This window comes from Arthrobacter sp. 10L424, assembly GCF_056395325.1.
Window position 1 is genome coordinate 242,604 of sequence record NZ_JBFTJH010000003.1, and the last position, 17,405, is coordinate 260,008.

Here is a 17,405-nt window from a genome sequence, read left to right on the forward strand (position 1 = left end):
AATGTGCTGGAAATCCGCCCCCGATCTGAAGGAAACGACATGTGCCGTTGGCTAGCGTATTCAGGTTCGCCCGTGCGATTGGATGACCTCCTCTACAAGCCCGCCAACTCCCTGGTCATGCAGAGCAAACACGCGCGCATGGGAGTTGAGACCACCAATGGTGACGGATTCGGCGTCGGCTGGTACGGTGCCGCACCGGTTCCCGGTGTGTTCCACAGCACGGAGCCTGCCTGGCACGACCGCAACCTGCGCGAACTCTCAGGGCATGCCTCGTCCGGCCGCGTGTTCGCACATATCCGTGCCACGACCGGCACAGCCGTTCAGCAGACGAACTGCCACCCGTTCCGCCACGGGCAGTGGCTCTGGATGCACAACGGGGTCCTAGCGGAATTTCCAAAAGTGAAGCGCGATTTGGCCATGGCCGTCGAGCCCAGCCTCTACCCGGAGATCGAAGGATCAACCGACTCGGAAATGTTCTTCTACCTCGCACTGACTTTTGGCCTGGAACGGGACCCCCGCGCGGCGGTCGCTGAGGCGGTGGGATTCATCGAAGACGCCGGTCGGCGCCACGGCATTGAGCACCCAATCCAGATGACCGTAGCAACTACCGACGGCGACACCACCTGGGCGTTCCGCTACTCCAGCGAGCGCCACTCCCGGTCACTTTTCCACAGCGCCGACATCGCAACGCTCCGTGACCAGTACCCGGACAACCCCATGCTCCACGAGCTCTCGGACGACGCGCGGCTGGTGGTGTCCGAACCATTGGGGGACCTCCGCGGGGCATGGCAGGAGGTACCTGAAGCCACGTGCGTCGTTGTGCACGCGGGCACCCAGGAGCTGTACCCGTTTGCGCCCGTGGCTCCCTGACGCTGCGGCAGCAAAGGACATCCCCTGAGGGCTGCCCCCCGCGGAATGCCTGTCGATGCCGGAGCGATGAAATGCCGGACGGTGCATCAGGTCACTCGGCGCGGATGAGGCGCCACGCCGCAGTGGAAGCACAGGATGGGACTGCGGCGGTCCGTCGGATCGTCCTGAACCCAATCAGAAACGGAGGTCATCAGCATGGCTGATTCATTGGATGAACTGGGGCCGGTGGACTGGCTCGTTGTGGAGTTCCCCGGGCCCAACTTCGGTGAAGGCCAGATCGCCCCGTTCCTGGACGACTTGGTTAAGCGTGAGCTCATCAGGGTCCTCGACATGGTGTTCCTGAGGAAGACCGAGGACGGCACACTCGAGACAGCGGAGATCTCCGACCTCGACGAGAGCCAGCTCGGCGAGGTGCGCATGGCCGAAGCGGAACTGGCGATGGTGCTCTCGGAGCAGGACGTCATGGACCTTGCCGAGACGATCGCGCCCGGCCACTCCGCCGCGGTCCTCGTCTGGGAGAACCAGTGGGCTGCCCCGTTCGGCTCAGCCGTCCGCAAGGCCGGCGGGCAGCTCGTGGCCAGCGGCCGGATCCCGACCCAGGCTGTCATCGCCGCCTTCCAGGCCGACGCCGAAGCCGAAGCCCAAACGCCTGAAGGAATGAAGGAAGGAGCCTGACATGCCACTGGCAGCACGACGCAGGCGCAGGACCGCCGCCGCAGTTGGCGGCGCCATTGTCGTCGCCCACGGGATCAACCGTCGAGGCGACCGCCGTGAAGACCGGAGGGACGACCGCGGTGACCGCCGCGACGACCGCCGCGATCGCCGCGACTGACCCCGCCTATTGAACCCACCGAACCGGCATCCGGCACGCAAAGGTGCGCATGACCTGACGGGGTCATGCGCACCTTTGCCTTGTTCCGGCTTATGGCAGGGGGAGCGTCGGATTCGATACCTCCGGGGGCGCCGCCGCCACAGGCGCACCGGGCGGGCTGCCCGGCACAGGCGCTCCGGCATGTTCAGCGGCGACGGCAGGCCGGCACAGCAACTCGATCACGAGGATCGCCAGTCCGGCAAGGACGGCCGTCCAGATGGCGACGGCCGCCGTCGGGTACTGCCAGAGGATGAGGACGAGAATCGCGACGCCGATGACGGCGGCCTCCAGGATCCGGCGGTAACGGGCCAACCAGTGCTGCCAAGGCCTGGGCTGCCCGGCGCCCACCTTTCCGGTTACGTAGTCGCCGGCCCGTGCCAGTCCTTGCCGGACGGACTCGGCCGGGCGCGAATGCCCGGTCAGGAAGGCGGCGATGGCCATCAGCAAACCCACAACGAAGACAAACCGCACGCCGGTCCGGAGCGGCACCAGGAGGGTATCCACGAGGCTTTGGGCCGCCGCGGGGGAGACGGTGGCAGACGGGATTGAGCCGAGGAAGATGTCCAGCCCGATGGTGAGCGCGAGGGCCAGGAGAGCCATGGCTACCGCTATCCCCAGCCCCACACGGCTCGTCGTACGCCGTCTCCAGCCACGTGGCGCCACCGCGATGGCTCCGATGGCGCTCAGCACCGTCATCCACGCCAGGATGGGGGCGGTCCGGTCCAGGGTTCTGATGGCATCCGTTGCCCTGACGAGTTCGGGGGACTGGAGCAGCGTGATCTGTGCGTTGACTTCCGGAATTCTCGCCGCGATGTCCACGCCTTGCTCGACAAGGAGTGTCTTCACCCGGGCGATGATTTCCTTCGTGGAGATTGAGACTGTGCCGCTCTCGTCGATCGTCACGGTTCCGCCCGTGTTTCCGGTAGCCAAGTTAACGATTCCCTGATGCGCTACCCGGTTGACCTGGGTCCAGAGATCCTGGAACTGCGGACTGGCGACGAATCTGGACACGGCAGTGTGGATCAGCGACTTGGTCTGCTCAGCAATGGCTGGTGCCAGCCCGGAGATTACGGCGGCGACGCGGGGTGCGACTTTGCTCAGTTCGGTCATCGCGTCGCGGGTGATGCCTTCGATGTCGACTGCTTCGGTGATCTGGGTGGTGACCTTGTTGGAGATCTCCGCCTGAATGGCAGGATCCGAGGCCAATGGCGCGACGGTGGCCACGTAGCGGTCAGTGTCGAGCACTTCGCTGCGCAGGTACAGGGCCGGCACGGTGGCGAAGGCCAGAATGGCGGTCAGGACCACCAGGACGACGGCGATAATCCGGCGGGCTAACCCCGATCCGCGGCCCGGCGGCTTCAGGGCAGCCTCGCTTGCACGGTCCTTTTCGAGCTGAAGGCGGGCAACTTCGGCGCGCAGCCTGAGGATTTCTGCCTGCTCCGGGCTGCCGGCGCTGTTGGCGCCATCGTGGAGTGTCATGGCAGTCCGGCCTTCAGTGTGTGAACAGCGGCTGGATTGCTCGATCGCTTCACGGTAACCACCTCCAACGTCTGGGTTCGGTTTAGGGTGCCTGGCGCCGCAGGGCTGGCGTCACATCAGTAGCCGGGATTTCGCCGCGGTGAATTCGGCCTCGGTGAGCATTCCGGCGCTGCGCAACTCGGCGAGGCGCGACAGCTGGTCCGCGAGTTCTCTTCCGCTTCCCGGTGTGGGAGCAGCCGGTGGTGGAGCATCCCTGGCCGGAGTGCCTTGGCGCGCGGCCGCCCGGGCAACGGTTCCGAGCAGCCCTGGCCTCCCGGCTCTGGCAAATGGCATGAGAGGTTCCTTCTGTGGGTGGGTCCCGGTCAAATTGTTGTCACACCGTCGGCTTCAAGCGCCAGGACTGCTTCTTCGTCGGGGATCCTGGCCTGCAGGGCCGTTACACCGCCCGAGCGCCGCACTTCCTCTGACAATCGGTGCGCCCAGCGGTGTTCCACGACGGCGACCAGCGCCATCTGGCTGTTTCCGATTGTCTCCGCCGCGATTGAGATGTCGGCGTCGCTAAGAAGCGTCATGGGCCGTGAATCAAGGATCATTCCGGACCAGGCTGCGGGCAGACCGTCGTGCAGGTCGCGGACGTGCACAACGCCTGCCCGATCTCTGCTGACCAGGACCAGATCCGCGAGTGCAATAGCTCCCGATTTGACCGTTTCGCTGAACGCCTTGACCACGCTTGCGTCGATGGCCGGTTTCGGAAACGCACAGATGATCACTTCCAAGGGGCCGATTTTCATCTGGAACTCCTGTCCGCGCGTCGTGCAGTCCTTCAGTCGTGACAATCCCTATTGTTCTCTGGCCCCATCCGCCCGGCCCCACCCGCCCGGGGTGATCTGTTGTCCGGCGGAGGAACTACAGGTGGTCGGCGCATTGATCTGCGCGCCTGCCCGCAGGCACGTTTTTGGAGGGAGTGGCGGGCGCCTGCACGTCCATCCCCGGGCCTTTCCACGGAAGTTGTCCGCGCCGAGGGTTCCGGCGAAGCATAATCACCCCTTTCGGGTGAGCGTCCGCGCGTGGCCAAAGTGCAGGACCGCGCAGACGGGGGAGCGTGCATTGTGGGCCGCGCGGCCAAGGCCACGGTTCAGGGATGGCTCAGCCGCCGGCCCGCCGCGAAGAAGGCAACCTTGGCGACCAGGACGAGTGCACCCAGGCCGGCAATCATCTGTACTGTGACGACTGCCCGCGCGAGCTGGCTCACGGGGGTGATGTCCCCAAATCCGACGGTGGCGAACGTGACGGTGGTGAAGTAGAGGGCGTCCATCCTGCTCAGGGGCTCGGTAAACGCCAAAGGGTCCGTGGTGGACATCGAGGTGTAAAGGAATGCAAAGAGAAACAGGAACATCAGGACCGTCTCGACGACGGCTTCGGCCGCACGGACCTGGGGTACCTCTGCCGCAATGATCATTCGCAATTGCAGCGCCAAAGCGCTTAAGAATACGAGCAGAATTGCCAGCAGGCGGATCCATGCCGCCGAAGGATTGTCCTCGTCGAAACCACCGATGGGGACAGTGGTGTAGAGGAGGACGAGCAGTGCGAGGAACGCAGCGAGCCGGAGCGCTGCGACCAAAAAGACGTGCCACCTCGTGGTCCGGTCCAGTTGACGGACAAAAACCGGAGGCTTGCGGCTGCCCTTCCTAGTGGCCATGACTGATGTTACCCCGCGCAGAAACTCCCGGGCGGGGGGCTGCGGGAACGGTATCTAATGGCCAAAGTGTTTTGCGCAGGAGTGCAAGGACTAGGACCATAGGACCCTATTGCACGCCCTTGCACTTGCCTACCATCAATTACGTGGGAGAGCCGCAAAATTCCGAGTGGGCTTCTGGTCCCCAATTCAAATTCCGGCCTCCTCTGCGCGGCTTGGGCCCACTAGAGCGCCCGCGTCTTGAAAACGCTTTGACGGCGGCAGCTGATGCTCACCGGCTGACGCTGGTCGCAGCCCCGGCCGGCTACGGCAAATCGACCCTCTTGGGCGATTGGGTCCGGAAAAGCGATCTCCAGTGCGCCTGGCTGTCTCTGGACCGTTTCGATACCCAGCCGGCACGGCTCTTTCACGGTGTGGTCGGGGCGGTTCAGGCTGCTGCCGGACAGGTTTCCCTGCCCGGCAATGATGTCCTGATGGCGCTTGACCAGGGCCTCGCCCCGGACCGCGCTGCTTCCTATGACCTGCTGCTGACGGCTCTGGAGCAACTCACGGAGCCGATTGTCCTAGTCATTGACGACCTCCATCTGGCCGGGCCGGAACTGGCCAGCGGAGTGGTCGGTGTGCTCGCTTCCTCGGCCCCGCCCGCCCTGCGGCTTGTCCTTGCCGGGCGGGGGCATCCCTCGATCCAGTTGGAGCGGCTACGGTACGGCGAAGGCCTTGGCGAGATAGGTGCCGCCGAACTCGCGTTCACACGGGGCGAAATCGCCGATCTCGCCACCCTGCTCGGACACGAGGCGGACTTCGACGCCGGGCCGCTCTGGCAACTGACTGGCGGATGGCCGGTTGCTGTCCACGCCGGTCTCAGCACGCCCTCTCAAGGGGGCAATGTGCCCGGCGTGATGGCGGATATCGTGCCCGTGCACGTACCACTCTCTGATTACATCGCGGAGGAAGTCCTTGACCAGCTGGATTCGCCACTGGCGGACTTCGTCCTTCGCGCCACCACCTGCGACTGGCTTGGCCGCCGGCTCGCCGTCGAGCTTCATGGCCTGCCCGACGGCGGCATGTTGCTCGAGGCATGCCTGCGCGATGGGCTCTTTATTGAAGAGTACGAACTCCACGCCGGGGAATCCACATACCGTTGGCACCCCCTGTTCGCAGCCCAGTGCCGTCGAATATTGGAGCGGAGGGACCCGCTTCTCGCCGAACGCCTCCACCGGACAGCGGCGCGCTATTTCCAGGACAGCGACGTGTGTGAGTGCGTGACCCATGCCCTGCAGGGCAATGCGCCAAAGCAGGCTGTCGCTTCTCTCGGAGAGCACTGGCTCCAGTTCTTGCTGTGCAGCGGCGCCCACGCCCTCGAGCAAGTGTGCCGGGACATGCCGGCCCCGTGGAACGAAGATCCCGAGATCCTCATTGTCCTTTCCGTCTGCCGGGCCCTTGACGGTGATGGGGGTGCTGCCACCGAACTCGCCCAGCGTGCGCTGTCGCGCACCTCGGTCCTGGATGATGTGCGCCGACGGAAGTTCGACAAGTGCCGGGCCCTCTTGCAGCCGTTTCCTGCCAGCGCAAGGCCTGATGTGCACACCCCGGCCGCCGACGGCCGGTCGCGTGCCGACGAGGCCGTGGAGGTGCGTCCCGCCACCTCGTCAGGCCTGTTCCTTCTGGCCCAAGCCGAGTTCAGGATGCACCGCATCGGGGACCAAGCGGGAGTACTTCTCCAGCTGGCCGAAGGCGCGGCCAACCAGTGGGGGGGGTTGGAAGTTGGCTCCACAGCAGACCTCGCGCTGGCATTCGCGGTAGGCGGCGACCTTGAGACGGCGGTCGATTTGGCGACGCAGGCGTTTGAGCGGGCTGACGGGTTGGGGCCGGGTGCGCAGGATCAAATGGCGGCAGCCTGGCTGGCATGGGGAATCGCCTGCTACTGGAGAGACGAGTTGAACGGTGCCCGGACCCATCTCGCAAAGGCCCAGCGCCTTGGCAGCAAGTTATTCCCCATCGGCCCCCTCAGCATCGTCTACAAGGTCCTGGTCGACTGCGCCACTGGCGATCAAACCCATCTTGCCGAATCCAGCGCGGCCTTGGAGGCGGTCCACGACCAAGGACTTTATGGAATGTCCTGGGCGGATTTCCACACCATCGCCAGGGCAAAGATTGCTGAAGCCAACGGGGACCTGGATGGCGCGTTGACGATGGTCGCCCCTTTGGGGGCGGGCGGGCATGCCCCCTTGGTGGACGTGCTCCTGGCAGAACTCCTGCGTCGTGGAGGGGAAGCCGGCGTCGCCGAGCTCTGCGCTAAGGCGCTGACTGATCGGCACCGAAACCGTTACCTGGACACCAGTATGAGTCTGACCGAGGCCCTGCTGGCGCAAGAGGCCGGGGATGAGGCCCAAGTCCATGAGCGGATAGAACACGCGGTTTTTCGGGCCGAACCCCAGTCAGTCCTGCGCCCCTTCACCGAGAGGAGGGACGAACTGGCGGACCTGCTGATTCGGCACGCGGTATGGGGTACCAGCCATGAATCGTTCATCGCGGCCCGGATGGCACGCCACGCTGAAGGTCAGCCGCACCTGCGCACCCGCTCCTATTGGACCCTTACAGACCGCGAGCGTGAAGTCCTGGCCTACATGCGCTCAGTGATGACCGCGGCCGAGATCGCCGATGCCTTGTACATTTCCGTCAATACGGTCAAGACGCATGAGCGGTCCATCTACCGCAAACTCGGCGCAGCCGGTCGGCGCGATGCCCTCAAGACGGCCGCCGAACGCGGAATCGTCTGAACTTGACCGGTCGGGGAGGACCGTCAGGATTTCACCCGCAGCGGATGAGGACCAGGCCTGGTTTGACGCCAACAATGGTCGTACCCGCAGCCGCGTCCGCTAGCGGCGCCGCAACAGTGGAAAGCAGGGCAGCCAGATGAGTTTCTGGGAGAACTTTTGGGACATCTTCTGGTGGTTCTTCACCGCGAGTGTCTTCGTTGCCTACCTGTTTGGGATATTCGCGATCATCGGCGACCTCTTTCGCGATCACGGCCTGAGCGGCTGGTGGAAGGCCGTCTGGATCTTGTTCCTCTGCTTCCTGCCCTTCGTGACACTGCTCGTGTATCTGGCTGCCCGCGGTGACGGGATGGCCGAGCGTTCCGTGAAGCGGGCCCGGCGGGACCAGGACGACGCCGATCCCTACATCCGCACCCTGGCCGCCGCGAGCCCCAGCGAGGAGATTTCCCGGGCCAAGGCGCTCCTGGACGCAGGAACCATCAACGCAGACGAGTTTGAAAGAATCAAGAGCCGGGTGCTGGTCTGACGTGTGCAGCGTCGAAGGGCCTTAGGTAACCGTGCGCGGATTCTTCCAGGATCCCGAGGCTGTCGCTGCACTCCTGCTGGCGGTCCATATCTTCCTCGTGGCCGTCGCGGCTGTCCTTGTGTCGGTGAATCGACGCCCTTCCTCGGCAATCGCCTGGGTGCTCGCCATTATTTTCATACCGTTACTCGGTGCCATCGCATTTTTCTTTGTGGGGTACGCGAAACTGCCCAAAGTCCGCCGCGACAAGCAACGTGAGGTCAATGAACTGGTCCTGGCGCGGACGAAGGGGAGCCCGCTCATCAGCAACGGACATGACTGGCCGGCGTGGTTGCATTCGGCAGTGACGTTGAACAGCAACCTGGGGGCGCTGCCCATGGTTTCGGGCAACAGCGCAGAGCTCCTGCCCGACTACAACGGCACCTTCGATGCCATGATCGCGGAGATCGACGAGGCGGTCAGCTATGTACACGTTGAGTTCTACATTCTTGCCCTCGATCCGACCACGGAACCGTTTTTACAGGCGCTGGCCCGGGCGCGGGAACGCGGCGTTGACGTGCGGGTGCTCTCTGATCACTTGGCGGGCCTCATGTTCCCGGCCCGGAAGGAAACCATCAAGTACCTTCAGGACGTGGGGGCGGAATACCACCCGATGCTGCCCGTGCGGCCGTGGCGGGGCGAGTGGCAGCGGCCGGACCTGCGCAATCACCGGAAGATCGTCGTCGTCGATGGCCGCGTTGGATTCACCGGATCCCAGAACCTGATCGACGCCAGCTACAACAAGAAGAGCAACCTGAAACGCGGGCTCAGGTGGCACGAGCTGATGATGCGCCTCGAAGGGCCAGCTGTCCGCGAGCTGGATGCGGTGTTCGCGACGGACTGGTACAGCGAAACGGACATCATCCTGCCGCTGGAGTACGGTTCGATCGTCCACAGCCAGGGTTCTGTGCTCGTAGATGCGCAGGTCCTGCCCAGCGGTCCCAGCTTTGACAACGACAACAACCTGAAGCTTTACACCACGCTCATCCACAAAGCCGAACGCCGTGTCAGCATCACGAGTCCCTACTTTGTGCCGGACGAATCCATCCTGATGGCTATTGTCACGGCCGCAGCGCGGGGCCTCCGCGTCGATCTCTTTGTGTCCGAGGTCGGTGACCAGAGCTTGGTGTACCACGCGCAGCGTTCCTACTACGAGGCGCTGCTCCGCGCCGGCGTCAGGATCTACTTGTACCGGGCCCCGCAGGTACTGCACTCGAAGCACTTCACCATCGATGAGGAGGTGGCGGTGATTGGGTCCAGCAACATGGATGTCCGGTCCTTCAGCCTCAACATGGAAGTCTCCGTACTGGTGCATGGGCGCGGTTTTGTGGACTCGATTCGTGAGGTCGAAGACCAGTACCGGGCCAACAGCCTGGAGCTGCAACTCGAGGACTGGCTCCGCCGGCCAGTGTCCCAAAAAGTGTTCGACAACCTGGCACGCCTGACTGCATCCCTGCAATAGGGCATTGGCAAGCCCGACGGCGAGGCCATGCAAGCCGCCTGCCATGCCGCCAACCCGCCGCGCGGCACCCGCTTTAACCGCGTCACATCACTTGCATCGGACACATCCCGCCACTACCCTGAACTTGAATCTTCAAGTAATTTTGCGATTGGACGAAACATGCCCTTGCCCCTGCTGGACCTGTCGTGACCGTGTGGTCCGGGACCATCGCGCCGGCGCTTGGCGCCGCCCCGGCAACAGTACGCAGCCAGGTGACTGTCCCGCTGCGCTTTCCGGACGGCTATGCCGCCACCGCCGAGGTGCTGACCTTCCGCGGCCTGGCCGACGGCAAGGAACACCTATTGCTCGCATTGGGCGAATGGGAGCAAACGCTGTTGCATTACGACACGGAGGGGCAGGCGCCGCTTGTCCGCCTCCACAGTGAATGCCTTACCGGCGACGTGTTCGGCAGCGAGCGCTGCGATTGCGGGCCACAGTTGCGGGAGGCCGTTGAGCAGATATCCGCCGCCGGAGGGTTCCTGCTCTACCTCCGCCAAGAAGGCCGCGGCATCGGCCTCTACGCAAAACTCGACGCCTATGCCCTCCAGGACGCCGGCCTGGACACCTACGAGGCGAACCTTGCCCTGGGCCATGGCGAGGACGAGCGGGAATACGCCGCCGCAGCACAAATGCTTGGCGCCCTCGGCGTCACGCGAGTCCGCCTGCTCAGCAACAATCCGGACAAGGCGGCCCAGCTCACGGGCCTCGGCATCGACGTCACTGAGCAGCTCCCCACCGGAGTGCACTTGTCCCAGGCCAACCACCGGTACCTGACTGCGAAACGCGACCATACCGGCCACACCCTCGACCTCCCGGACGCCGTCGGGTCCCGGCCCGAAGCCGGCACCGGCCTGCCCCTGGCCCTCGGCGCACCGGCCATGGGCAGCGCGGCGCCCGCCGCCGTTCCCACCCACGACGACATTCTCGGCCGGATTGACGCGCTCACGGCCCGGCTGAGGGATCGGGCCGAGGAAGCGGAGCACATACGCCGAATTCCCGAATCCACCATGGCGGAGCTGCGGGACGCCGGGGCCTTCCACCTGCTTTCTCCGAAGGCTGTCGGCGGATATGGCATGGGTGTGGAAACGTACGCGGAGGTCGTCCGCCGGCTTGCCCGGGGCTGCGCCTCCACCGCCTGGACCGTTGGGCACCTGATCGAGCACGTCTGGATGCTGGCACGGTGGCCGCAGGAGGTCCAGGATGAAGTCTTCGCGGACGGGCCAATTCCCCTGGCGGCCGCCACCGGGGCCCCGGTGGGGGTGGCGGAGATAATCCCGGGCGGTTACGCCATTTCGGGTACGTGGAGCTTCGCCTCAGGCGTGATGCATTCCGGGTGGGCCCTGCTGGCTGCGCAGCACAACGAAACGCGATTGCAGTGCCTTGTCCCGATTTCCGACGTCGAAGTGCTGGACGTATGGCACACCGCCGGACTGAGGGGGACGGGCAGTAATGACATCCGGGCGGAGAAGTTGTTTGTCCCGGAGCGCCGAACGCTGGACTGGGCCCTTCTCGGCGCGGCGGACAATCCCGGCAGCCATATCCATCGGGATCCCATCGTCCATACACCCATGGCCGCGCTGCTGAACCTGGTGGCACCCTCCGCCGCCCTGGGTGCTGCCGAACACGCCGTCGATCTGTTCCGGCAGCAGATGCGGGTGCGCAAGGTAAAGAACACGTTGGAGGGCCGCCAGGCGGATTCGCCGCTCGCGCAGGCCCGCTTCGCGCAGGCTTACGGGCTGGTGGTCACCGCGAGGCTGCACTGGGAAGAAGCTGTCCGGGTTGTCTCTGCCTCGCACAAACGTCGGCCTTCAATGCTGATGGACGAGGAGCGCGCCCAGTATCGGCTGTCCCTCGCGCTCAGCGGGGAAGCGTCCGCGGAGGCGGTCCGTCTTGTGATGACGGGATCAGGAGGGAGTGCCCAGCGGCTTTCGCATCCCCTTCAGCGGATCCAGCGCGACGTGAACGTTTTGCTCAGCCATCCCACCCTGAGCAGGGATCCGATCCTGGAACAGGCGGGCCGCGGCCTGCTCGGTGTCGGGTTCACGGTTCCCGCGTTCTAACAGCGCCTACCGGGCGGCGTCGGTGAGCATCTGGCGGAACTCAGCCTCCGTGTTCAGCACCAGCTTCTTACCGTTCAGGAAGAACGTGGGCGTGCCCTTGACCCCCAGTGCTGTCCCGTCCACGACATCCTTCCGGATACGTTCCCTGGTCTTTTCATCTCCCACTGCGGCGTCATACCTGGCCAGGTCCAGTCCCAGTTCCTCCGCGTAGCCGCGGAACACGGGTGCCTGAGAATCCTGCTTTCCGCCCCACTCGGTCTGGGTTTCGAACAGCTTCGCTGTCATCTCCCGGTACTTGCCCTGCTGCGCGGACGCTTCAACGGCCAAAGCGGCAGTCCCCGAGTTCCGGTGGCCGGGGAGGGGGAAGTAGCGGTTCACGAAGGTGATGCGGTCGCCGTACTCCTCCTTCAGTTCCTCGACGAGCGGATGGGCAGCGCGGCAGGATTCGCATTCGAAGTCCAGGAACTCGACCAACTGGGCCTTCTCGACGGCGGGTGAGGTCAGCCGGTGGCTGTCCTCGCGGACCAGCTGAGCATTGGCCGCCGGCTGCGGGGCCGCCGGGGCAGGCTTGTTCAAGGAGAAGACCGCGTACCAGAGAAGGCCGGCCGCGACGACTACCCCCATCAGGATCCAGAGAACCAGGCGCACCTTTTTCGCTGGGTCACTCGGGGCCGGGTTGGGTTCTAGCGTGGTCTGTGTCATCTCTGCGGACTGCTTTCGTGGTCGCGGTGGGTGTCGGGTTCGTTCGGAAGTGAGGGTGCGGCAGGGGGAGCGCAGTCGCCGCAGCAGTCGCCGTCGTCGTCCGGCTCCGCTGCATCCAACGGATGGGGCACGGCACAGCAGGCATCGCCCTTCCATGCGTTGATGCCTTCGCGGACTGCGATCGCGGCAATGACCAGCGCCGCGCCGGCGTCCGCCCACCACCAGCCCAGCGTGCTGTTCAGCACGAGGCCGAGCAGCAGCACCCCGGAGAGGTAAGTGCAGAGCAGGGTCTGTTTGGAGTCGGCCACGGCCGTCCGTGAGCCGAGCTCCCGGCCGGCCCGCCGCTGCAGCCAGGACAGCACGGGCATAATGGCGAGGCTGACCGCCGCAATGATGATGCCCGGCGTCGAATGCCTGGCCTCACCGCCGCCGACCAGTGAGGTAACAGAGTCGACGGTGACAAAGGCGGCGAGGGCGAAGAAGGAGATCGCGATGATCCGGAGGGTGAGGTGTTCGCGGTGTTCCGGATCCTTGGCGGAGAACTGCCACGACAGGGCAACGGCGGACGCCACCTCGATCACCGAATCCAGGCCGAAGCCGATGAGTGCGGAGGAGTCGGCGATTCCGCCGGCCCAGAGGGCGGCGGCGGCTTCAATGACGTTGTAGCTGATGGTCGCAGCGGCGAACAGCCGGATGCGCCGGCTCAGGACGGCGTGCCGGGCCGGCTTCGGCTCCAGCCGAAGCGCCGTCATGCCAGGCACGTCCCGTCGGGTGCGCAGCAGGCGGGGTCAACGGCGAGGACGACGCCGAGCAGGTCGCCGATGGCGTGGCCCAGCCGCGCGTCGGCCAGCTCGTACCGGTTCCGCCGGCCATCCGGAACCGCAACCACCAGGCCGCAGCCCCGCAGGCAGGTCAGATGGTTGGACATGCTCTGCCGGGAGACTTCGAGGGAACCGGCGAGGTCTGAAGGATAGGCCGGGCCCTGGGCAAGGGCGAGCAGAATCCGTGCCCGGGTCGGGTCGGACACGGCGTAGCCGAACCGCGCCAGCACCGGCGCATGCGTGAGGGATTCCATGCACCAAAAGTACAGCCGTGGATGTATTCAGGCAATTGTGTGCCGAGTGAGGAGTTTGCGGTGACGCTGCCCGCCGGCGTGTCAGGGTCCGGGCCGGTTGCCAGAATTGTTGAAGCCGCACGCCTGGCGGCTGCATTGCCGGGCAGTCACACGCCAGTCGGGCTGGCTGGAAGTAATTGGGCGTTCGTCCTTCCAGATCGGAATGACCCTCGAGCCGCACTCCCGGCAAGGCGGCTCCACATGCGCGCGCCTTTGCGCTTTGTTCATAATTTCCCCCAAGAAACTCTGCCAATCGAAGCTTAACTCTATCGATTGTACAAATAAATGGGGTGTCACGGTGGACCGGAGGGCGGTCCCAAGCAGGGTCCTGACCGGAAGTTCACCGCGGGGAGGGAATACTGGAGCAGTCCTGTCTGTTGAATACCTATCCGAGCAATCCGAAGAAGAGAGAATCACCCCCGTGGCAACCGATTACGATGAAGTTCGTTCCGACGTCAAGGAATCGCAGGAGAGGTCCCTCGAGGCCCTGCAGTCTGCGAACGCCCCCGACGCCCGCAGTGTGGTGCGTGAGTTGGATGAGGCGGATTCGCTGGACGGTGCGATGGTCCCGGGCGGGGAAATTGTTGCCGAGGAGCTGACCGTCCAGGTCATCCCGCAAGCGAACGACGAATTTACCTGTTACTCCTGTTTCCTGGTCCGGCACCGCTCGCAGATAGCGCGCGAGAAGAACGGTCACGCCTACTGTATTGACTGCGAAGGCTAGTTCGTTCCCGCAGGCCGGACTGGGTCTGTGACCGGTTCGCCGCGGGCACTACAATCGCGGCATGACCGTACTGGACTGGCTGCTGGATTCTGATCCTTCCGTTCGATGGCAGGTGCTGCGGGACCTCGCCGGCGCCCCGGCCGACGTCGTTACCGCCGAGCGAGCGAGGGTGGCCACCGAAGGTTGGGGCGCCCGCCTGCTGGCGTTGCGCGGTGAGGACGGTCAGTGGGCGCACGGCGCGTATTTCCCTAGGCGAGGCGGCGATCCAGACGCCGGACCTTCAGCGGAGGCCGGCGTCCCGGACGGCCAGGCGGAAGCCGGCGGGCACGACGCGCCCGACGACGGGAGCCAGCCCTGGACGGCCACCACGTACAGCCTCCTGCAGCTGCGTGACTTTGGCGTCGACCCGGCGAGCGGCCAGATGCGCCGGACCGTGGCGCTGGTGCGCGACAACTGTCGTTGGGAGGAGGGCGGGCAGCCCTATTTCAGCGGCGAAGTCGAGCCTTGCATCAACGGCATGACCGTTGGGCTGGGAGCCTACTTCGGCCAGGATGTCGACGGCGTGGTTGCCCGGCTTGTCAGTGAGCAGCTCGACGACGGCGGGTGGAACTGCTGGGCAGAGCATGGAGCAGTGGTTTCATCGCTCGCGACGACGATCAACGTGCTGGAGGGGCTGCTGGCGCACGAGCAGGCAACCGGCGGCTCCGCGGAATCCATCGCCGCCCGGCGGCGGGGCGAGGAGTATCTGCTCGAACGCGGGCTGTTTCGGCGCAAGAGCACGGGTGAAGTAATTGACCCGGCCTGGCTGGAGTTCACCTTTCCCACCCGCTGGCACTACGACGTGCTCCGCGCCCTGGAATACTTCCGGTCAGCAGGTGGTCCGCCCGACCCGCGGTTGGCCGAGGCAATCGAGCTGCTCCGGTCCAAGCGACAGCCGTACGGCGCCTGGCCGCTGGAAAACACGCATCCCGGGCAAATCCACTTCGAGCTGGAATCCGGTGACGGCCAGCCGAGCCGCTGGAACACCCTGAGGGCGCTGCGGGTCCTGCAGTGGTACGGAAACGGAGCGCACCCTTAGCCAGTACGCCCGTTGCGTCCGGTGCCGTGCCGGAACCGCCGCTTCGGCTCCCCGTCGACGGGCGACGTGCCGCCAGAGCATGCTCAGACGTACCGGGAGAACCAGGCCAGCGTGTCGTTCCAGGCGGCGGTGGCCTGGGTCTCGACATAACGCGGTCCGGTGTCGTTGTGGAACGCATGGTCGACGCCGGGATAGACCGTGAGCCGGTGGCGGACGTCCGTGGCGGCCAGGGCATCCCGCAGCGCGGGCAGGGCACCGGTGATCCGTTGATCCAGTTCGGCGTAGACGCCGAAGACCGCCGGTTTGATCGCTGGAACCTTTTCCAGATCGGGGGAGGGCCCGTAAAACGCCGCGGTCGCCTTCAATCCGGAAAGCTCCGTCGCGGCCTGCCAGGTGATGCCCCCGCCGAAGCAGTATCCGGTCATGGCGATCCGGCCGCTGTCGACGTAGTCCTTGGACTGCAGGTAGTCGAAAGCAGTGGAGAAGTCCGCGACATGGCGTTGGGCGCCGGCTGCCGTCAGTGCTCCGGGGACGGCGTCGCGGTCCATCGTGGCCGTGCCACCTTCCCTGCTCAGCAGGTCCAGCGCCAGGGCCGCGTAGCCGGCCTTGGCAAAGCGGCGTGCCACATCCTCGATGTGCGGGGTCAGCCCGCGGTTCTCGTGGCAGATCAGGACTGCCGGGCCGGGTGTGCCCGATTCCGGCCGGGCGAGGTAGGCACTGATGTCTGTTCCGACGGCCGGGAATCTCACCGTTTCCGTCGCGATGCCGGGGGCGCCCTCGGGAACAGAGAGTGGGCTCTTGGTCCCCGCCACCGGGCCGGCGGAAGCGGCGCCGTTTCCCGCGGCCGACGACGAGGTGCCAGGTGTGGGCATGGGATCGGTGCTGCGCGGGACTTCCTCGGGTGTGCAGCCCACCAGCAACATCGCGGCCGACGCGGAGGCCATGGTGCCGGTGATAAAGGCCACCCGGCGCGTGAAGGTGCGCTGGCTCATGGCACCGGCGCGGTAATCGTCGAAGAATTCCTCGATCAGGTACTTCTCGAACTTGCCAAGCGTGTTCATGAGGGGCCTCCTGGAGTGTGCGCACATCCTCCTCCGAAGTCCCTATTCAGGCAAGGGCGCGCCTTGCTGGTCCGCGGCCTTGACGCGGTCACGCTTCGCCCGCATCGAGGACCAGCCCTGCACGTGCAGCCGCTCAAAGCCGTCCAAGAGCAGATCAAGGGCAAATTCGAACTCAAACTGGTCGTCGCAGCCGTGCCCGACGACCGAACCCTCGTCGTGGGGCGTCGAGGTGGCGATCGCCACGATGTTCGGATACCGCGCGGCCATCTGCTGGAACATCGCCGCCTGGGCTTCCGGCGACACCTCTGCCGGGGACGCCGCCGTCGTTCCCGCCGGGTCGTCGAACAGTTCCTGGGTGAAGCCCCACATGCGGCCGCCGATGGCATGCATCACATGGTGCGTAAGGTCAGCCGAGAAGCCGCCGGCCAGGAACATGCCCGTGAATGATTCCATGTAGTCAAGGACGGCAGGCGTCTTGTTGGTGCGGGATTCAACTGCCTGACGGGCCCACGGGTGCCGCTGCAGCGCCCGCCTCGCCGAGAGTACCCGCAACCGGACGGCGCTCTTCCAATCCGCATCGGGCACCGGGGGATCTATCTCGCCGATGAGGGTGGCGACCATCCCGTCAAGAAGTTCTTCCTTGTTAGCTACGTGCTTGTAGAGCGCCATCGGCACCACGCCCAGCTCTTCGGCGAGCCTGCGCATGCTGAGCGACTCAAAGCCCACTTCATCAGCGAGTGCAACGGCGGCCCGCAGCACCCGGTCCCGGTTCAGGGGCGTGCGGCGGGTGGCCTCCAGCTGCTGAGTCATCCGACAACCTTTCCCTAGCGGTCCGCTCTTGACAAGTGTACCCCGTACACCTACCGTGATTCCCATCAGTGTACGCCGTACACCCATTGAATTGAGGACC

Annotated in this window: 18 protein-coding genes; 9 read left to right on the forward strand and 9 right to left on the reverse strand. The window is 65.2% G+C overall.

Going from position 1 to position 17,405, the window contains the following annotated elements:
* Nucleotides 1–39 precede the first annotated feature (39 nt).
* The 3 genes from AC1DC5_RS06695 (at nt 40) to AC1DC5_RS06705 (ending at nt 1,702) form a co-directional block, all read left to right on the forward strand.
* Nucleotides 40–870, forward strand: coding sequence for a class II glutamine amidotransferase (locus AC1DC5_RS06695; RefSeq protein WP_476864625.1), 831 nt, complete (start codon nt 40–42; stop codon nt 868–870).
* Nucleotides 871–1,065: 195 nt separating this feature from the next.
* Nucleotides 1,066–1,545, forward strand: a complete 480-nt coding sequence (locus tag AC1DC5_RS06700) for a DUF6325 family protein (protein WP_476864626.1) — start codon at nt 1,066–1,068, stop codon at nt 1,543–1,545.
* 1 nt (nt 1,546) lies between these two features.
* A complete protein-coding gene (locus tag AC1DC5_RS06705) occupies nt 1,547–1,702 on the forward strand; it encodes a hypothetical protein (RefSeq protein WP_156367563.1) in 156 nt (51 codons plus the stop codon).
* A 90-nt stretch (nt 1,703–1,792) separates the two neighbouring features.
* Here the strand turns inward: AC1DC5_RS06705 and AC1DC5_RS06710 are convergent, their stop codons facing one another.
* From AC1DC5_RS06710 to AC1DC5_RS06725, 4 genes are all read right to left on the reverse strand, one after another.
* Nucleotides 1,793–3,220, reverse strand: a complete 1,428-nt coding sequence (locus AC1DC5_RS06710) for a hypothetical protein (RefSeq protein ID WP_476864627.1) — start codon at nt 3,218–3,220, stop codon at nt 1,793–1,795.
* Nucleotides 3,221–3,331: 111 nt separating this feature from the next.
* Nucleotides 3,332–3,553, reverse strand: a complete 222-nt coding sequence (locus AC1DC5_RS06715) for an SHOCT domain-containing protein (protein WP_441403945.1) — start codon at nt 3,551–3,553, stop codon at nt 3,332–3,334.
* A 29-nt stretch (nt 3,554–3,582) separates the two neighbouring features.
* Nucleotides 3,583–4,011: a DUF6325 family protein gene (locus AC1DC5_RS06720; protein ID WP_441403946.1), complete on the reverse strand. Its 429-nt coding sequence runs from the start codon at nt 4,009–4,011 to the stop codon at nt 3,583–3,585.
* Between the two features lie 344 nt (nt 4,012–4,355).
* Nucleotides 4,356–4,919, reverse strand: a complete 564-nt coding sequence (locus AC1DC5_RS06725; RefSeq protein ID WP_441403947.1) for a potassium channel family protein — start codon at nt 4,917–4,919, stop codon at nt 4,356–4,358.
* A 248-nt stretch (nt 4,920–5,167) separates the two neighbouring features.
* Here AC1DC5_RS06725 and AC1DC5_RS06730 point away from each other — a divergent pair, with 248 nt between their 5' ends.
* The 4 genes from AC1DC5_RS06730 (at nt 5,168) to ribA (ending at nt 11,816) form a co-directional block, all read left to right on the forward strand.
* A complete protein-coding gene (locus tag AC1DC5_RS06730; RefSeq protein ID WP_476864628.1) occupies nt 5,168–7,696 on the forward strand; it encodes a helix-turn-helix transcriptional regulator in 2,529 nt (842 codons plus the stop codon).
* 136 nt (nt 7,697–7,832) lie between these two features.
* The gene (locus AC1DC5_RS06735; protein WP_441403949.1) at nt 7,833–8,219 is read left to right on the forward strand and encodes an SHOCT domain-containing protein; all 387 of its coding nucleotides are present in this window, start codon (nt 7,833–7,835) and stop codon (nt 8,217–8,219) included.
* Between the two features lie 31 nt (nt 8,220–8,250).
* Complete coding sequence (cls, locus tag AC1DC5_RS06740; protein WP_441403950.1) at nt 8,251–9,717, forward strand: cardiolipin synthase; 1,467 nt, start codon at nt 8,251–8,253, stop codon at nt 9,715–9,717.
* Between the two features lie 185 nt (nt 9,718–9,902).
* Nucleotides 9,903–11,816, forward strand: a complete 1,914-nt coding sequence (gene ribA, locus AC1DC5_RS06745) for a GTP cyclohydrolase II RibA (RefSeq protein WP_476864629.1) — start codon at nt 9,903–9,905, stop codon at nt 11,814–11,816.
* A 6-nt stretch (nt 11,817–11,822) separates the two neighbouring features.
* On the opposite strand, the gene AC1DC5_RS06750 is transcribed toward ribA, so the two are convergent.
* The 3 genes from AC1DC5_RS06750 to AC1DC5_RS06760 are packed head-to-tail and all read right to left on the reverse strand — an operon-like array spanning nt 11,823 to nt 13,593.
* Nucleotides 11,823–12,518 carry a DsbA family protein gene (locus AC1DC5_RS06750; RefSeq protein WP_476864630.1) on the reverse strand — a complete coding sequence of 232 codons (696 nt, stop codon included), beginning with the start codon at nt 12,516–12,518 and terminating at the stop codon, nt 11,823–11,825.
* On the reverse strand, nt 12,515–13,270 hold the full coding sequence (locus AC1DC5_RS06755) for a cation efflux transmembrane domain-containing protein (RefSeq protein WP_476864631.1): 756 nt from the start codon (nt 13,268–13,270) through the stop codon (nt 12,515–12,517). The genes AC1DC5_RS06750 and AC1DC5_RS06755 overlap by 4 nt, the downstream gene beginning before the upstream one ends.
* Nucleotides 13,267–13,593, reverse strand: a complete 327-nt coding sequence (locus AC1DC5_RS06760; protein WP_476864632.1) for an ArsR/SmtB family transcription factor — start codon at nt 13,591–13,593, stop codon at nt 13,267–13,269. The genes AC1DC5_RS06755 and AC1DC5_RS06760 overlap by 4 nt, the downstream gene beginning before the upstream one ends.
* 460 nt (nt 13,594–14,053) lie before the next feature.
* Here AC1DC5_RS06760 and AC1DC5_RS06765 point away from each other — a divergent pair, with 460 nt between their 5' ends.
* Nucleotides 14,054–14,356, forward strand: a complete 303-nt coding sequence (locus AC1DC5_RS06765; protein ID WP_441403955.1) for a DUF4193 domain-containing protein — start codon at nt 14,054–14,056, stop codon at nt 14,354–14,356.
* Between the two features lie 61 nt (nt 14,357–14,417).
* Entirely contained in the window at nt 14,418–15,434 is a 1,017-nt protein-coding gene (locus AC1DC5_RS06770) for a hypothetical protein (RefSeq protein WP_476864633.1), read from the forward strand.
* Between the two features lie 83 nt (nt 15,435–15,517).
* Here the strand turns inward: AC1DC5_RS06770 and AC1DC5_RS06775 are convergent, their stop codons facing one another.
* Together AC1DC5_RS06775 and AC1DC5_RS06780 are read right to left on the reverse strand one after the other, a co-directional pair.
* Complete coding sequence (locus tag AC1DC5_RS06775; protein ID WP_476864634.1) at nt 15,518–16,495, reverse strand: dienelactone hydrolase family protein; 978 nt, start codon at nt 16,493–16,495, stop codon at nt 15,518–15,520.
* 42 nt (nt 16,496–16,537) lie between these two features.
* The gene (locus AC1DC5_RS06780) at nt 16,538–17,305 is read right to left on the reverse strand and encodes a TetR/AcrR family transcriptional regulator (RefSeq protein WP_476864635.1); all 768 of its coding nucleotides are present in this window, start codon (nt 17,303–17,305) and stop codon (nt 16,538–16,540) included.
* Nucleotides 17,306–17,405 lie beyond the last annotated feature (100 nt).

Excerpts from the sequence above, each read along its gene's own strand:
- AC1DC5_RS06695 (WP_476864625.1), top strand. The coding sequence starts at position 40 with ATGTGCCGTTGGCTAGCGTATTCAGGTTCGCCCGTGCGATTGGATGAC.
- AC1DC5_RS06700 (WP_476864626.1), top strand. The coding sequence starts at position 1,066 with ATGGCTGATTCATTGGATGAACTGGGGCCGGTGGACTGGCTCGTTGTG.
- AC1DC5_RS06705 (WP_156367563.1), top strand. The coding sequence starts at position 1,547 with ATGCCACTGGCAGCACGACGCAGGCGCAGGACCGCCGCCGCAGTTGGC.
- AC1DC5_RS06710 (WP_476864627.1), bottom strand. The coding sequence starts at position 3,220 with ATGACACTCCACGATGGCGCCAACAGCGCCGGCAGCCCGGAGCAGGCA.
- AC1DC5_RS06715 (WP_441403945.1), bottom strand. The coding sequence starts at position 3,553 with ATGCCATTTGCCAGAGCCGGGAGGCCAGGGCTGCTCGGAACCGTTGCC.
- AC1DC5_RS06720 (WP_441403946.1), bottom strand. The coding sequence starts at position 4,011 with ATGAAAATCGGCCCCTTGGAAGTGATCATCTGTGCGTTTCCGAAACCG.
- AC1DC5_RS06725 (WP_441403947.1), bottom strand. The coding sequence starts at position 4,919 with ATGGCCACTAGGAAGGGCAGCCGCAAGCCTCCGGTTTTTGTCCGTCAA.
- AC1DC5_RS06735 (WP_441403949.1), top strand. The coding sequence starts at position 7,833 with ATGAGTTTCTGGGAGAACTTTTGGGACATCTTCTGGTGGTTCTTCACC.
- AC1DC5_RS06750 (WP_476864630.1), bottom strand. The coding sequence starts at position 12,518 with ATGACACAGACCACGCTAGAACCCAACCCGGCCCCGAGTGACCCAGCG.
- AC1DC5_RS06755 (WP_476864631.1), bottom strand. The coding sequence starts at position 13,270 with ATGACGGCGCTTCGGCTGGAGCCGAAGCCGGCCCGGCACGCCGTCCTG.
- AC1DC5_RS06760 (WP_476864632.1), bottom strand. The coding sequence starts at position 13,593 with ATGGAATCCCTCACGCATGCGCCGGTGCTGGCGCGGTTCGGCTACGCC.
- AC1DC5_RS06770 (WP_476864633.1), top strand. The coding sequence starts at position 14,418 with ATGACCGTACTGGACTGGCTGCTGGATTCTGATCCTTCCGTTCGATGG.
- AC1DC5_RS06775 (WP_476864634.1), bottom strand. The coding sequence starts at position 16,495 with ATGAACACGCTTGGCAAGTTCGAGAAGTACCTGATCGAGGAATTCTTC.
- AC1DC5_RS06780 (WP_476864635.1), bottom strand. The coding sequence starts at position 17,305 with ATGACTCAGCAGCTGGAGGCCACCCGCCGCACGCCCCTGAACCGGGAC.